This is a genomic window from Arthrobacter sp. Hor0625, from assembly GCF_052567525.1.
On the sequence record NZ_CP199586.1, the window covers coordinates 1764348 to 1779112 of the forward strand.

18 protein-coding genes are annotated in these 14765 nt (G+C 69.0%); 11 read left to right on the plus strand and 7 right to left on the minus strand.

Annotation, left to right across the window (positions count from 1 at the left end; genetic code table 11):
* The 3 genes from ACTWLI_RS08090 to ACTWLI_RS08100 form a co-directional block, all read right to left on the minus strand.
* Complete coding sequence (locus ACTWLI_RS08090; RefSeq protein WP_445153414.1) at positions 1–270, minus strand: DUF6480 family protein; 270 nt, start codon at positions 268–270, stop codon at positions 1–3.
* A gap of 148 nt (positions 271–418) precedes the next feature.
* A complete protein-coding gene (locus ACTWLI_RS08095) occupies positions 419–1093 on the minus strand; it encodes a hypothetical protein (protein WP_445153415.1) in 675 nt (224 codons plus the stop codon).
* 25 nt (positions 1094–1118) lie between these two features.
* Positions 1119–1580, minus strand: coding sequence for a universal stress protein (locus ACTWLI_RS08100; RefSeq protein ID WP_445153416.1), 462 nt, complete (start codon positions 1578–1580; stop codon positions 1119–1121).
* A 208-nt stretch (positions 1581–1788) separates the two neighbouring features.
* Here ACTWLI_RS08100 and ACTWLI_RS08105 point away from each other — a divergent pair, with 208 nt between their 5' ends.
* The 4 genes from ACTWLI_RS08105 to ACTWLI_RS08120 all read left to right on the plus strand — a co-directional run bounded on the left by ACTWLI_RS08105 (position 1789) and on the right by ACTWLI_RS08120 (position 4709).
* Complete coding sequence (locus ACTWLI_RS08105) at positions 1789–2661, plus strand: NAD-dependent epimerase/dehydratase family protein (RefSeq protein WP_445153417.1); 873 nt, start codon at positions 1789–1791, stop codon at positions 2659–2661.
* Between the two features lie 113 nt (positions 2662–2774).
* Positions 2775–3305 carry a MarR family winged helix-turn-helix transcriptional regulator gene (locus ACTWLI_RS08110; RefSeq protein WP_445153418.1) on the plus strand — a complete coding sequence of 177 codons (531 nt, stop codon included), beginning with the start codon at positions 2775–2777 and terminating at the stop codon, positions 3303–3305.
* A 55-nt stretch (positions 3306–3360) separates the two neighbouring features.
* Positions 3361–3831: a hypothetical protein gene (locus ACTWLI_RS08115; protein WP_445153419.1), complete on the plus strand. Its 471-nt coding sequence runs from the start codon at positions 3361–3363 to the stop codon at positions 3829–3831.
* Entirely contained in the window at positions 3828–4709 is an 882-nt protein-coding gene (locus tag ACTWLI_RS08120) for a serine/threonine-protein kinase (protein ID WP_445153420.1), read from the plus strand. Before ACTWLI_RS08115 ends, ACTWLI_RS08120 begins: the two co-directional genes overlap by 4 nt.
* 103 nt (positions 4710–4812) lie before the next feature.
* On the opposite strand, the gene ACTWLI_RS08125 is transcribed toward ACTWLI_RS08120, so the two are convergent.
* Positions 4813–5022, minus strand: coding sequence for a hypothetical protein (locus ACTWLI_RS08125; RefSeq protein WP_056737550.1), 210 nt, complete (start codon positions 5020–5022; stop codon positions 4813–4815).
* Between the two features lie 298 nt (positions 5023–5320).
* On the opposite strand from ACTWLI_RS08125, the gene ACTWLI_RS08130 reads away from it, so the two are divergent.
* The 3 genes from ACTWLI_RS08130 (at position 5321) to ppsA (ending at position 9519) form a co-directional block, all read left to right on the plus strand.
* The gene (locus ACTWLI_RS08130; RefSeq protein WP_445153421.1) at positions 5321–6103 is read left to right on the plus strand and encodes a phosphatase PAP2 family protein; all 783 of its coding nucleotides are present in this window, start codon (positions 5321–5323) and stop codon (positions 6101–6103) included.
* Positions 6104–6137: 34 nt separating this feature from the next.
* Positions 6138–6956, plus strand: coding sequence for a pyruvate, water dikinase regulatory protein (locus ACTWLI_RS08135; protein ID WP_445153422.1), 819 nt, complete (start codon positions 6138–6140; stop codon positions 6954–6956).
* Between the two features lie 148 nt (positions 6957–7104).
* On the plus strand, positions 7105–9519 hold the full coding sequence (gene ppsA / locus ACTWLI_RS08140) for a phosphoenolpyruvate synthase (protein ID WP_445153423.1): 2415 nt from the start codon (positions 7105–7107) through the stop codon (positions 9517–9519).
* A 47-nt stretch (positions 9520–9566) separates the two neighbouring features.
* Here ppsA and ACTWLI_RS08145 read toward each other — a convergent pair whose 3' ends face one another.
* On the minus strand, positions 9567–9854 hold the full coding sequence (locus ACTWLI_RS08145) for a MerR family transcriptional regulator (RefSeq protein WP_445153424.1): 288 nt from the start codon (positions 9852–9854) through the stop codon (positions 9567–9569).
* A gap of 166 nt (positions 9855–10020) precedes the next feature.
* Here ACTWLI_RS08145 and ACTWLI_RS08150 point away from each other — a divergent pair, with 166 nt between their 5' ends.
* Genes ACTWLI_RS08150 through ACTWLI_RS08165 form a run of 4 tightly spaced genes read left to right on the plus strand, consistent with a single transcriptional unit; the run spans position 10021 to position 12853 of the window.
* The gene (locus ACTWLI_RS08150; protein WP_445156145.1) at positions 10021–10446 is read left to right on the plus strand and encodes an Hsp20/alpha crystallin family protein; all 426 of its coding nucleotides are present in this window, start codon (positions 10021–10023) and stop codon (positions 10444–10446) included.
* 47 nt (positions 10447–10493) lie between these two features.
* Complete coding sequence (locus tag ACTWLI_RS08155) at positions 10494–10835, plus strand: J domain-containing protein (protein ID WP_445153425.1); 342 nt, start codon at positions 10494–10496, stop codon at positions 10833–10835.
* Positions 10836–10859: 24 nt separating this feature from the next.
* Positions 10860–11243 (plus strand): hypothetical protein, encoded by a 384-nt coding sequence (locus tag ACTWLI_RS08160; RefSeq protein WP_056737555.1) that lies wholly within the window; start codon positions 10860–10862, stop codon positions 11241–11243.
* A 41-nt stretch (positions 11244–11284) separates the two neighbouring features.
* The gene (locus ACTWLI_RS08165; RefSeq protein ID WP_445153426.1) at positions 11285–12853 is read left to right on the plus strand and encodes a glycoside hydrolase family 1 protein; all 1569 of its coding nucleotides are present in this window, start codon (positions 11285–11287) and stop codon (positions 12851–12853) included.
* Here the strand turns inward: ACTWLI_RS08165 and ACTWLI_RS08170 are convergent.
* Entirely contained in the window at positions 12850–13929 is a 1080-nt protein-coding gene (locus ACTWLI_RS08170; RefSeq protein ID WP_445153427.1) for an App1 family protein, read from the minus strand. The two genes, ACTWLI_RS08165 and ACTWLI_RS08170, sit on opposite strands and share 4 nt — an antisense overlap.
* A gap of 51 nt (positions 13930–13980) precedes the next feature.
* Positions 13981–14730 carry a DUF72 domain-containing protein gene (locus tag ACTWLI_RS08175; protein WP_445153428.1) on the minus strand — a complete coding sequence of 250 codons (750 nt, stop codon included), beginning with the start codon at positions 14728–14730 and terminating at the stop codon, positions 13981–13983.
* Positions 14731–14765 lie beyond the last annotated feature (35 nt).

A 14765-nucleotide genomic window follows, 5' to 3' on the forward strand; every position in this document is an offset into this window, starting at 1 on the left:
CTATTCCCCGTGGCCCTGGTCGCGGCTCATCTGGTCTTCCGCCGGAGGCGTCTCGCCCGGGGGCACCCCACCGCCCGGCTCCAGGCCGGTGATCTTCCCGCTGAGCGGGTCCGGATTAGCCGAGGCGCCCGCATCCGGGTCGTCCTGCCCGGCGGACGCGGTGCCGGCCGGGGCGGTGGCCTCCCGGTCGGGGTCCTGCGGCCGGCTGGCGGCGCCCGGCCGGGGCGGGTCCGGGTTGGCCGGGTCGTTTTCGGGGTGGTAGCTGCTCATGGTCATGCCTTCCGAAGCTCGACGACGCTGGACGATGCAGTAAGCATGCTGATCATCCTAGCCGCCGGAGGGCCGCCCCGGCTATGGCGACCGGGTCGCCCCGGGAATCTCCGGGGTACTGCCCGCCCCAGCGGGGCCGGTGCCGGGCTTAGGCGCCGTGCACCTTATGGCCGCGGTGCCGGGCCCGGTAGGCATAGACCAGGAGGGCTATGCCAGCCAGGATTAAAGCGGCCGGCACGGCGAATTCGGCGGCGGTGAGCAGGGCCGCCGCCTGCAGCGCGAAAGCCGCGCCGAGCACGGCCAGGGCAGCGGCCGGGATCAACGGCCACCTCATCCGGGCCTGTCCTTCGGGTGACCGGACCGGGACCAGGGAGAGCAAGCCGAATGTTCCGGCGAGGCCCAGGAACAGGGCGGCGGCGACGGGCGCGCCCTGCCACTGCGCCGGCAGGGCCACGACGACGGCGAGCGTGAGCATCACGCCGCACGGGATCACGGCCCACCAGTTGGCGCGTTCGCGCAGGTAGACGGCGGCGAATCCGGCGGCCATGAACACAAACAGCACGGTCCCGCCGGAGTCCCCGCCGGAAAGTTGTGTCGCCGTGACGACGGCGGCCAGGCCGAGGAACACGGACCCGGGGATCGCGGCCCACCAGTAGTCCCGCGAGCGGACGAAGAGGACCAGGAACGCCGAACCCACGCCGGCGAACAACAGGGCCGGGAGGAATGCGACCGTCTCCAGAATGCCAAGCAGGTCCAGCAGCAGCAGCCCGCCCAGGGCCATCAGGGCGAGGCCGGCGGCAATGCTGGTCCGAGCCGATTTCACCGTCCGCCTCCGAAAACCGGCCTGCCTATTCGGCCGGCTGGTTGTCGCCGCCCTGGCCGACCACCAGCACGGGACAATGCGCATGCGCGACACAGACCCCGCTCACTGAGCCCATCACCTGCGCCAGCAGCCCGCCCTTTCCCCGCCGACCGACCACGAGGAGCTGGGCATCCTTGCTTTCCTCGACCAGGATCTTGGCCGGCGGCCCGAACTTGACCTGCCGGGTGAGCCGTTCGGGCCGCGCATCGCCGAACGCCCGTTCCAAGGACTCCTCCACCAGGCGCTTCGCGGTTTCCTCAAGCTCGCCCGCCGAGGCGGTGCGCTCTTCAGGCAGATGGGAGGCCAGGAAGAAATCCGAGGTGCCCAGGCAGGTGATGACCTCCAGTGGGGCGTCCAGGCCGGCCGCCATGCGCCCGGCGACCCGGAGCGCCGTCGTCGAAAACTCCGAACCGTCCACGCCCACGACTATCCGCTGATTTGCGCTCATGGCACCCACCATTCACCGACGCCCCCGGAGCGCCTAGGGCCAAAGGTCACCGCGCCCGCAGCGTCCCGGACCGGTCGTTCCGGTCCGGGACGGCGTCCCCGGGCACGCGCTCCGCGGCCGCTGCCGGGAGCCGGGCCGCGGGTGCGCCGGGGGCGAGGTCCGTTCTAGGGTGGGGGAACGGCAGCCCCCGACCATCGAGGAGACCCAGATGAGAATTGCAGTTACCGGCGGAAGCGGAAAGCTCGGCAGGCATGTGGTCCGGCGGCTCAATGCCGACGGCCACCAGGTCACGAATCTGGACCAGGCGGGGGACCGCGGACCAGGGTTCACCCGCGTGGACCTGCGCAACTACGGCCAGGTAGTGGACGTCATCCTGGGCCTCGACGACCGTCACCAGGGCTTCGACGCAATTGTCCACCTGGCGGCCATCCCAGCCCCGGGGCTCGCCCCGGACGCCGCGACGTTCGAGAACAACATGCTGTCCACCTACAACGTCTTCCAGGCCGCCCGCCGCGCGGGGATTAAGAAGATCGTGTACGCCTCCAGCGAGACAGTACTGGGACTGCCGTTCGACACCGACCCGCCCTACATTCCCGTGGATGAGGAGTACCCGGCCCGCCCGGAGAGCACCTACTCCCTGGTCAAGCACCTCGAAGAGCAGATGGCCATCCAGCTGACCCGCTGGGACCCGGCGCTCAGCATCACCGGCCTGCGGTTTTCCAATGTGATGGACCCGGAGGACTACGAGGAGTTCCCGTCCTTCGACGCCGACCCGGCGCTGCGTAAGTGGAACCTCTGGGGATATATTGACGGACGCGACGGCGCGCAGGCGGTGGCGCGGGCTCTGGAACACGGCAAGCCGGGCTTTGAGGCCTTCATTATCGCCAACGAGGACACTGTGATGGGCCGGGCCAGCAGCGCACTGGCCGCCGAGGTGTTCCCGGAGGTCAAGGTCGTTAAGGACCTCGGCGAGCACGAAACGATGCTGTCGATCGACAAGGCCAAGCGGCTGCTGGGCTACGCGCCCGAACACAGCTGGCGGAACTACCACTCCACCAGGACCACCCCGACCGAGGACTGACCCGCCCGGCGTCCGGAGCGTCAAAGCGCTGCCCGGGCGTTCGCAAGCGGGCCCGCATGCCCTATCATTGATTGCTTAGACAGACGTACAACTAGGCCGTCGAAGGAACTGGGATGAATGCGCATGGTGCCGGTGAAGGTTATTGGTACCCTCCGGAACAGCAGCGGCGGGCCGCCGCCGTGGGGGTCCTGAATGCGCTGCGGGAATACCGCGCGTCGGAGACGGCGATGCGCCGCCGCACCCGGTCCTCAATGGCGATGGGTGAGACGGACCTCCTCGCCCTGCGCTACCTGCTCGAGGCGGAGCGGGCGGGTGCCGGCATCCGCCCCAAGGAACTCGCGGCCCGCCTGGGTATGACCTCGGCCTCGATGACCGCGCTCGTGGACCGCATGGTCAAGGGCGGCTACGTCACCCGGGAACCGCACCCCGTGGACCGCCGGGCCATTATCCTGCGCCCCACTCCCGGCGCCGACGAAGAGGTCCGGCAGACCCTGAGCCAGATGCACGAACGCATGATCGAAGTGGCCGAGTCGCTCACTCCCGACCAGGCGGCGGCCGTCACGGAGTTCCTGGTGAGGATGCGCGACGCCGTGGACAAGGTCGACGCCGACCACCCCCAACTGGTGCTGACTGGACAAAACTAAAATACTAGATAGGCTAGCTACATTATCAGCTAGCTATTTAGAGGCAGTGGTTTCCATGACAGCAGTAGTCGAACGCAAGACCACCGACAACGCCTCCACGGCTGGCATCGGCGGGCAGGAAAAGCGACCTGAGGCAGACTTCGCCGGGTCGCTGCACCGCCCCTTCCGGACCGCGCCGGCTACAGCGGGCGGCACGGCCGGATCGATTCCCCCGCTGCACTGCGGAGTCCAGATGGCGACCTCGCCCGGACCCGATGCCTCGCTGCCCTGGGCGCAGTTCCATTCCGGTCTTGGCGAGTGGGTGTGCACCTGCGGATTCCGCCAGGATGCCGCCCCCGCCGTCGACCCCCTGGCCCCGGTCCGGGCCGCGGCCGGCCGGCTGGAGAGCCTGCAGTGGGAAATGGACGCCGCCGAGGCAGCCTTCAACGCCGCCGTCCGCAACGCCTCCCGGGCTGGGGCGGAGCACGAAGCGCTGCGCCTGGCCGCCGGCCTGACGGCTGACGGCCTCGCCGACGTGATCCGGTGACTCTTGCCGGTGTCCTAAACCGCCGCAGGGGACCGGCCCCGGCCGGCCAGCCGCACGCCGGTGCGCAGCTGGTTGGCCAGCGTTACCGGATCGACCACCTGCTCGGGCGCGGCTCCGAGGCCGACGTCTTCCATGCAACCGACTTCCGCGGTCCGGACGCCGCCGGCTCCGGTGCCGCGGCCATCAAGGTCTTCCGCTCCACCTCGTCGGACGACTCCTCACCCTTTGTCCGTGAACGGGAGCTTCACGCCCCGCTGCACCATGCCAATGTCGTCCGGATCCACGGCAGCGGGAGGATGCCGGCGGACGGCCCGGATGCAGGCCGGGACTATATCGTCGCGGAACTGGCCGGGACCGACCTGCGGCGGCTGCTTCAGGACGGGCCGATCCCCGCCGCGCAGACCGCCGTCCTCCTGGGCGGCGTCGCCAAGGCCCTGGCACACATCCATCGCCGGGGCATCGTGCACAACGACGTCAAGCCGGCGAACATCATGGTCGCCGGCACCCGGGCGGGAGGGTCGGGCATCGCGAAGCTGACGGATTTTGGCATCGCCACCAGCGCCGGGCACCGGCCCAACGCCCACGCCTCCGGCACGCCGCACTACCTCAGCCCCGAGGCGGTCCACGGGCGCCCCACGACCGGCGCCAGTGATATCTATGCCCTCGGCCTCGTCGTTTTCGAATGCCTCACCGGCATCAAGGCCTTCCCGGGGCTGGCACTGGAGTCCATGGTCGCCCGCACGCTGCGGTCCCCGCGGATGCCGGACACCGTGCGCCGTCGCTGGTCTGTGCTCCTGCAAGCCATGACCGACACGGAGCCGGCCGCACGCCCGACCGCGGGTGAAACCCTGCGGATGCTCCAAAGAGTCGGCCGCTAAGCCCCGTTTGCGGTCCATGCCCGCCCGATGCCACGAAGGCCCCGGGCGGCGAGTCGATGCTCAGCCGCCCGGGGCCTGGCTTTGTGGAGTCCCGGGTCCGGGACTAGCGGACCAGCTCCCGGGTCATGCCATAGGGCACCTGGTCCGAGAGCGCCGCGGTGTAGTGGCCCGCCGTGTGCCGGGTCAGCAGGATGCCGTGCGTGCCCGTGAGCATGGCCAGGCGCTGCAGGCCCTGGACCGCATCGTTGAGGCGTTCGTCCAGCAGCCGGCGGCTGTCGACGCGGATCTCAATGCACTCGTTCGCTGTGGTCATCGGGCTGTCTTTCATCAGGGCGGCAGCCGCGGGTCCGACGGCTGAAGTGACAGTAACGTCTGATTTAAATGTGAGTCAACTCACGCCACGCCGAACAGCGTCCGCGGGCCGCGCCGGCCGGCCCGCCGCAGCTGGCGGGGCCCGGGCCGGGCCGGGTCCGGCCCGGGCCGCACGCCCCCTCAGGCCCCGGTCCGGTCCGCGCTCCCGCCGCCGCCCGCCGGGGAAGCGCCGCGACGGGCCGAACCGGGATAATCTTCACGGAAGAACAACGGAACACTGTGTAGAGGCGGATGCGGGCATGGCTCAGGACCAACAAGGGAACTCGTCCGGCTGGTGGCGGGTTTTCCACGACAAGTTCGTCGTGGAGGAGCGCTACATGGAGCCGGAGGCGCGGCGGAACCTCTACCGAATTGCCGTCGGGCTCATGATCACCGGCGCCGTGCTGTTCACCATCATCCTGGTCAGCGTCCTGTCCCGCAGCGGCGTGAGCGTCGTGGACGAGCCGGTCCGCTCCTGGCTCGTGACGCTGCGCGGGGAACCGGCCACCACCATCATGATCATCCTGGCCGTCGTCTTCGGCCCCATCGGGCTGCCCATCATCATCCTGGTGTTCACCGTGGCCTGGGGGCTGCTGGCCAAGCACGCCTGGCGGCCGATGGTGCTGGGCGGCGCCATGCTGACCGGCGTCATCCTGGCCCAGATCATCGGCCGCACGGTGGGACGCCAGCGGCCGCCCATGAACCTCATGCTTTTCGGCGCCGACTCCACTTTCTCGTTCCCTTCCGGGCACGTGCTGGGCGCCTGTGATTTCCTGCTGGTCACGGCGTTCCTGGTGTTCTCGCGGCGGCAGAACACGAAGGCCGCGGTGGCGGGCTTCGCCGTCGCCGGCGTCGGCATCGTCTTCGCCGCGCTGAGCCGGCTGTACCTTGGCTACCACTGGACCACGGATGCGCTCGCATCCCTGTCGATCTCGTTCTTGATCCTGGGAGCGGTGATCATGCTCGACACCTGGCGGACCGCCCGGATCCCCGGCGAGCAGATCACCGGCGAACTCTCCAAGCAGGAGTCCTCCGCCGAGTAGCGGGGCCGGGCCGGAAGTGGGGCACAATGCGTTCATGACCAATGACGATCTGCGGCCGGTCTACTTCCTCTCGGACAGTACCGGCATCACCGCCGAAACGCTCGGCAGCACCCTGCTGACCCAGTTCCCCGCGGGCAACTTCGACCGCGTCACCATCCCCTTCATCACCACCGTCGAGCAGGCCCAGGCCGTCGTCGGGACGATCGACGAGCTGGCCGCCACCGGCCTGCGGCCGATCGTTTTTTCCACGGCCGTCAGCACCGATATCCGTAAGACGCTGGCCACCTGCAAGGGCGTGATCGTGGACCTCATCGGCAGCCATGTGGGACAGCTGGAGGAGGCGCTCGGCACCCCGGCGAGCGGTGAGCCCGGGCGGGCCCACGGCCTGGGCAACGCCGCGCGGTACCAGTCCCGGATGGCGGCGGTCGAATACGCCATGGAGCACGACGACGGCCAGAGCCTGCGCGCGCTGGAAAAGGCGCAGGTCATCCTGGTGGCCCCCTCGCGCTGCGGCAAGACGCCGACCACGATGTACCTGGCCCTGCAGCACGGCATCTTCGCCGCCAACTTCCCGCTGGTGGACGAGGACTTCGACAAGGAGGGGCTGCCGAAGCCACTGCGCCCCTTCATTTCTAAATGTTTCGGGCTCTCGTCCAACCCGCTGCGGCTCAGCCAGATCCGGACCGAACGGCGCCGGGGCTCGCCCTATGCCTCGCTCCGGCAATGCGGCTTCGAACTGCGCAGCGCCGAACGGTTGTACGTCTCACATGGGATTCCGTATCTGAACTCCGCAACTGTCTCGGTCGAAGAGATGGCGGCGACGATCCTGCAACAGATGAAACTCAAGCATTAGCGAAAAAATTCACAAACCCTGTGTGGCGGACGTCATATGGAAAGCGCCCTGAAGACCTGACACTGTGGACAGGACTTGCGCCCTGCGAGCGGTCATCGCCGCGAGCGGGCCGGCGGCACGCCACCATTTCTGCGAAGGAGCAGCAACAATGACGACGGATATCCTGTGGTTCTCGGAACTCGGCCTCAAGGACCTGGACCGGGTGGGCGGCAAGAACGCCTCCTTGGGCGAGATGGTGCAGAACCTGACTTCTGCAGGCGTCCAGGTCCCCGACGGCTTCGCGACGACGGCGGACGCTTATCGCCGCTTCCTCGCGGACTCCGGCCTGGACCAGCAGATCGCCGACCGGCTGGTGGGCCTGGATACCGACGACGTAACCGCCCTGGCGGCAGCGGGTCAGGACATCCGCACGCTGATCCGCCAGACGCCGTTCCTGCCCGACTTCGAAGCGCAGATCCGCGACGCCTACCAGCAGCTGGTCGACAGGCACGCCGGCTCGGATGACCTGTCCTGGGCCGTGCGCTCAAGCGCGACGGCGGAAGACCTCCCCGACGCCTCCTTCGCCGGACAGCAGGAAACCTTCCTGAACGTCCGGGGCATCGAGAACATCCTGCAGGCCATCAAGGACGTCTTCGCCTCGCTCTACAACGACCGCGCGATCGCCTACCGCGTCCACCACAAGTTCGAACACGCCGAGGTGGCGCTCTCCGCGGGCATCCAGCGGATGGTGCGCTCCGACGTCGGCGCCTCCGGCGTCATGTTCACCATGGACACTGAGTCCGGATTCCAGGACGCGGTGTTCGTCACCTCCTCCTATGGCCTGGGCGAGGCCGTGGTGCAGGGTGCCGTGAACCCCGACGAGTTCTACGTCTACAAGCCCGCCTTGGAGGCCGGCCGGCCCGCCATCCTCAAGCGCGGCCTGGGCGAAAAAGCGCTGCAGATGACCTACACGGCCAGCAGCGAAATCGGCCGGACCATCGACTTTGTTCCCGTCGAACCGGCGCTGAGGAACCGCTTCAGCCTCAGCGACGAGGACGTCGAGCAGCTCGCCCGGCACGCCGTGGCCATCGAAAACCACTACGGCCGCCCGATGGACATCGAATGGGGCAAGGACGGGACCGACGGCGGGCTCTACATCCTCCAGGCCCGCCCCGAGACCGTGCAGTCCCGGCGCGCCCCCGGCAGCATGAGCCGCTTCCGGCTCAACGAAACCGGCCCGGTGCTGGCCGAAGGCCGCGCGATCGGCCAAAAGATCGGTGCCGGCAGCGTCCGGGTGCTCACCGCCCTCGACCAGATGGCCGCGTTCCAGACCGGCGACGTGCTGGTGGCGGACATGACGGACCCGGACTGGGAACCGATCATGAAGCGCGCCTCCGCGATCGTCACGAACCGGGGCGGGCGCACCTGCCACGCGGCCATCATCGCCCGTGAGCTGGGCATCCCCGCCGTCGTCGGCACCGGCGACGCCACCGACGCCCTGGCCGACGGGGCCGAGGTGACCGTCTCCTGCGCGGACGGTGAAACCGGCGTGATCTATGCCGGCCTGCTGGACTTCACGGTCGAGGAAACCGGCGTCACCGAGCTGCCGGATGCGCCGGTGAAGGTCATGATGAACGTCGGTACGCCGGAACAGGCATTCACCTTCGCCCAGCTGCCGAACCACGGCGTCGGCCTGGCCCGGCTGGAATTCATCATCAACCGCCAGATCGGCATCCACCCGAAGGCGCTGCTCAACCTCGACGAGCAGCCGGCTGACGTGGCGGCGGAGATCAAGCAGCGGATCGCCGCGTACCAGGGCCCGCGCGAGTTCTACGTCAAGCGCCTGGCCGAGGGTGTGGCCACGATCGCCGCCGCCTTCGCGCCGGAGCCGGTGATCGTGCGCATGTCCGACTTCAAGTCCAACGAGTACGCCAACCTGATCGGCGGCCCGGCGTACGAACCGCACGAAGAGAACCCCATGATCGGCTTCCGCGGTGCCTCCCGGTACCTGGCGCCGGAGTTCCGTGACTGCTTCGACCTTGAGTGCGAGGCGCTGTCCTTTGTCCGCAACGAGATGGGACTGACCAACGTCAAGCTGATGATCCCGTTCGTGCGCACGGTGGACGAGGCCCGCGGCGTGATCGAGCTGCTGGCAGAGAACGGGCTGCGCCGCGGCGAAAACGGGCTCGAGGTCATCATGATGTGCGAGGTTCCGTCCAACGCCCTGCTCGCGGACGAGTTCCTGGAGCACTTCGACGGCTTCTCCATCGGCTCCAACGACATGACCCAGCTGACCCTTGGCCTGGACCGGGACTCGTCAATCGTCGCGGGCAGCTTCGATGAGCGCGACCCGGCCGTCAAGAAGCTGCTGAGCATGGCCATCCAGGCCTGCAAGGCGCGCGGCAAGTACGTCGGCATCTGCGGCCAGGGCCCCAGCGACCACCCGGACCTGGCCGAATGGCTGGTGGGGGAGGGCATCGAGTCCGTCTCCCTGAACCCCGACACCGTGGTGGAGACCTGGCTCCGGCTGGCCCGCACTGCCGGCGAGGGTGTCCCGGCCGAGGCAGGCGCGGCCGCCCGCTGACCGTCCCGAGGCCCGTGCTCCGCGGCGTCCACCGCAGGGCACGGGCCTCAGCGGGCCTTGGCCCGTTTCAGCTCCGCGCGGAGCCTGGCGTTGGCGGCCTCCAACTCCAGGACCTTGGCCACGCCGGCCAGGTTCAGGCCCTCCTCCAGGAGTTCGCTGATCCGCCGCAGGACCACCAGGTCCGCCTCGCTGTACTGCCGCGTGCCGCCGGCGGTCCGGTCCGGCGTCAGCAGACCCTTCCGCTCGTACAGGCGGATGTTCTGCTGCCCCGTCCCTACCAGCTGGGCCACCACAGAGATGGCATACAGCCCCAAATCCTCCCCGCGTTCCGTCACGGTGCCCCTTCCCTGGTCGCGGCCCCTCGGCCGCCGCTGCCCGGTCATTTTCCCCTTGCATCAGTCTGGCATCGGTGCTATAAAAAATCTATATCAGCCACAACAGATAATCGTTGGCTGGAGAACCAACACAGCAGGCAACTCTCATTTGAAGGAGTGGGAAATGATGTTGATGCGTACGGACCCGTTCCGTGATCTGGACCGGCTGACCCAGCAGGTCTTCGGGACGGCGGCGCGGCCGGCGGCGATGCCGATGGACGCCTGGCAGGAGGACGGCGAATTCGTCGTCGCATTCGATCTTCCCGGCGTCAACGTCGACTCGGTGGACCTGGACATCGAACGCAATGTCCTGACCGTGAAGGCCGAGCGGCGGGACCCGACCCAGCCGAACGTTGAACTCATCGCCTCGGAACGGCCGCGCGGCGTCTTCAGCCGCCAGCTCATCCTGGGCGACACCCTGGACACCGAGAAGGTCCGGGCGAACTACGCCGACGGCGTCCTGACCCTCCGCATCCCGGTGCAGGAACAGGCCAAGCCGCGGAAGATCGAAATCACGCACACGCAGGACACGATGCAGGAGATCGGCAAGTAGGACCGGCGGGACGGCGCGTCCCGCCACGGCCCGGGAGGGGGTGGCCAGTGAACCGCGACCCGCGTGGGTTGTACGCCGCGCTGGGGGTTTCGCCGGATGCCACGCCGGCCGAAATCCAGCGGTCCTTCCGCGCGTTGATGCGGCTGCGCCACCCCGACCTCGGCGCCGGGACCGGCGGCCGGCCCGATAACGGCGCGGAGGCCCGGCGGATCCTCGAGTCCTTCGCGGTGCTCAGGGACCCGGCATCCCGCGCGGCCTACGACCCCGGGGCCGGCCCGGAGGCGCCGGCAGGAAACCGGGACCCCGCCGTCGGCCGCGCGATCCCGGTGCGGCACCATGCCGCGCGGCAGCCGGTCCTGCGCATCACCCCGGTGCGCTGGGAGCGGTGAGGAACCGACAGAAGGAGTTCGACCATGAGCGCCTGGCGGCGTTATGACTCGCACCTGATCCCCGCCTTCCACGAGCGTTTCGAGGAACGCTGGGGGAAGGACACGGCGCCGTTCCTCGATCCGGAGGCGCACGAGCTGCCGGTGCCGCGCGCCCAGTGGATCAACGTGGACACCGGCGCCGCGCTGGCGGTCGTTCCCGTCTGGGCGGACCAGGACAGCCAGCACCGGTCCTTCGGCGTGTTCTACCTCCCGCCGGCCGGGGACATCTGGGTCCTGCGGCCCGGGTTCACCGGGTACCTCGAACCGGCGGCGGATGACGCCGAGCAGCTCGTCGTGCTCCGGAACGACGCCTTCAAGAAGGCCGTGGCGCACGCCCGGGAGTTCCTCTTCGGGCCGGGCGGGGCCTAAGATCGATCCACCACCAGCGCAACTGCATAGGGGATTCGCCAATGAACGCTTCCGCCCACGATCTGGCCGCTCAGCTGCCGCCCGAGTTCACCCTGGGCGTGGCGACCGCCGCCTTCCAGATCGAGGGGGCGCTGGACGAGGACGGACGCGGGCCCTCCGGCTGGGACGTTTTCGCTGCCACGCCGGGATCGATCGTCAACGACCACAGTCCCGCAATTGCCTGCGACCACTACCATCGGATGCCCGAAGACGTGGCGCTGATGAAGGAACTGGGGATCGACTCGTACCGCTTCTCGCTGTCCTGGCCCCGGATCCAGCCCGGCGGCAGCGGCCCGGTCAATCCCAAGGGCCTGGACTTCTACGACCGGCTGATCGACCTGCTGCTGGCCAACGGGATCTCCCCGATGGCCACCCTGTACCACTGGGACACCCCGCTGGAACTGGACGAGGCCGGCGGCTGGATGAACCGCGATACCGCCTACCGGCTGGGGGAGTTCGCCGCAATCGCCGCCGCCGCGTACGGCGACCGGGTGGCACGCTGGGTGACCATCAACGAACCGGCCACGGTAAGCGCCAACGGCTACATGCTGGGCGTGCACTCCCCGGGTGAGGCCCACATGCTCAAGGCGCTGCCCAGCGTCCACCACCAGCTGCTCGGCCACGGGCTGGCAATGCAGGCGCTGCGGGCTGCGAAGGTACCCGGGGAGATCGGGCTGACCAATGTCTACTCACCCATGGTCCCCGCCTCCGGCAACCCCCTGGACAAAGTCAGCGCCGGGCTGATGGACATGGCCCAGAACCGGCTGTACGCGGACCCGGTCCTGCTGGGCAAGTACCCGGACGCGATCCGGGCCGCGACGTTCTTCTCCTCATTCAGCCCCTCCGGCGAGGACATGGAGCTGATCTCCCAGCCGCTGGACTTCTACGGCCTGAATTACTACATGCCCACCCGGGTGGCGGCGGGCCCGGGTGAGGGCACTGTCCCCAAGGGCATGGCCGAGGCCATGGGCAACGACCTGAACGGCGGAGGGTCCGGGACGCCCTTCCACATCCAGAGCTTCCCCGACACCGAGATCACCGCCTACGGCTGGCCGATCAAACCGGACTACATGGCCGTGGCGCTCGCGGAAATGGCCGAACGTTACCCGGACCTGCCGCCGGTCTACATCACCGAGGGCGGTGCCAGTTTCGAGGACCTGGAAATCCACGACGCCGACGGCCGGCTGATCGTCCCCGACGAGCGCCGGGTCCGGTACCTCGCCGAGCACATCGGCGCCGCCATCGAGGCGACCTCGCCCGGCGGCAGCGCCGAATCGATTGAGCTGCGGGGCTACTACGTGTGGTCCCTGCTGGACAACTTTGAATGGTCCGCCGGGTACAAGCAGCAGTTCGGCCTGATCCATGTGGACCGGGACACCATGGCCCGCACGCCCAAGGCATCCTTCTACTGGCTCCGCGAGCTGATGGCGGCCCGCAAGCAGCGCGCCGCCACGGGCGGCGAGCCGGTGCCCGCAGCCGGCGGCGGCGCGGAGTCCGCGCGGGAAGCCGCCAACGTCGAAGGTACCGCAGGCGGGGCGGCGCCCGATGCCGCCGGGACTGCAGCCGGCTAGAGGAGCTCCAGCTCCTCGAGCCGGCTGGCCATGCCGGCGCCGTCCGGCGAGTAGATCCAGGGCACGCTGGTATCGGTGTGGTCCCCGGTCTCGGAGTGGCCGCCGGCGAGCACAGCCTCGCCGGTGGAGAGCTGCCGGATGCCGATCGCCGCGACCCGGTCGCCGTGGTCCCGGGCGAACTGCGAGTAGATGGCCTCGTCGTGCTGGCCGTTGTCGCCGAAGAGCAGCCAGCGCATGTTCGGGAATTCTTGGGCCAGCAGCTCCAGGTTGCGGCGCTTGTGGTCCTGGCCGCTGCGGAACCAGCGGTCGTGGGTGAGGCCCCAGTCGGTCAACAGCAGGGTCCCGGTCGGATACATGTTGCGGGTGATGAAACGGGCCAGGGTGGGCGCGGCGTTCCATGGCCCGGTGGAGAGATAGATCACCGGCGCCTCGGGGTGCTCCACGAGCAGCCGGTCCATCAGGACGGCCATCCCCGGGGTCGCCATCCGGGCCCGCTCGTTAAGCACGAAGGTGTTCCACAGCGCCAGGAACGGGCGGGGCAGCGCCGTGACCATGATGGTGTCGTCGATATCGGAGACGATGCCCAGCCGGGTGTCCGGGGAGATGACGTAGATCTTTGCCTCCGCGGCTTCGGTCCCGGCGGCGCGCAGCACTGCGGTGTGCCAGCCCGGCGCCAGCGAGACCGGCACCACGGTGTCCACCAGGCCGCCGCGGTCCGCATGCACGCGGGTGGTGACGCCGCCGATCTCGATGTCCACCTCGACGAACTGGATCGGAACGGACGTGAAAGCCCGCCACCCGCGGATGTTTTGGTTGCCGTTCTGCGCCGCCCGTTCCGCGCGGCTGCCCGGGGCCGGTTTGCTGGTGAGTACCACCCGGCCCAGCACCCGGACCCACTCCGTGGAGCCGTAGCCCTGGTAGGCGATGGTCTGGGGGCTGAATTTCCAGCGCCTGGCCAGCTTCAGCCGGAGGTGGTTGACCGTGTCCGAGACCAGGTGGGCCAGCCGGAAGGCCTGGCTGCCCGAGATCTTCGGGTCCGGCCGTTCCTGCGGGGAATCCTGCGACGCCATTTTCATGCCTCCACTCTCCCACAGCAGGCGGGCGCCGCCGTCGATTGCGTCGGTACCTCAGCTGGCGCCAAGCAGCTCCCGCAGCCTGAAAGCGTCGCGCACGGCGTTGCCTTCGCCGTCGTTGTTGAAGTACGCATAGACCTCCCGGCCGCCCTCCTGCCACTCCCGGATCCGCTCCGCCCACCAGCGGAGGTCGGCCTCGGAATAGGAGCCCGCGTACAGGTGCTCCGGGTCCGGTCCGTGCAGCCTGAGGTAGACGAACGGGGCCGTGGCCCGGAGGATGCAGGGCAGCTGCGCCCCGCTCATGACGCAGTAGGCGGCCCGGTGGCGCTCGAGCAGCTCGTACACCGCCGGGTGGTCCCAGCTGGGGTGGCGGAATTCGACGCTGACGCGGATCCACCCCGGCAGGGCGGCCAGGAAGTACTCCAGCCGGGCGTCGTCGCGGGCGAAGTCCGGCGGCAGCTGCACCAGCAGCACCGCGCGCTTGTCGCCGAGCTCATGCCAGCCCCGGGTGATCCGCTCCACCCACGCCTCCGGGCCGTACAGCTTCTTGCCGTGGGTCAGGCCGCGCGGGGCCTTGACGGACATGGCGAAACCCGCAGGCAGGCGCCGCTGCCAGCCGGCAAAGGCACTCTCCCGCGGCCAGCGGTAGAAGCTCGCGTTCAGCTCCACGGTGCTGAACCGTGACGCGTAGTGGGCCAGCCGGTCCTTCACCGGCAGCCCCGGCGGGTAGAGCACGTTGTTCCAGTGGTCGTAGCTCCAGCCGCTGGTGCCGATGTGCGCCGACCCGGATTGCTGTTCCGGCATGAGGGGATCCTAGCGCCGCGGGGCCGATGTGGCAC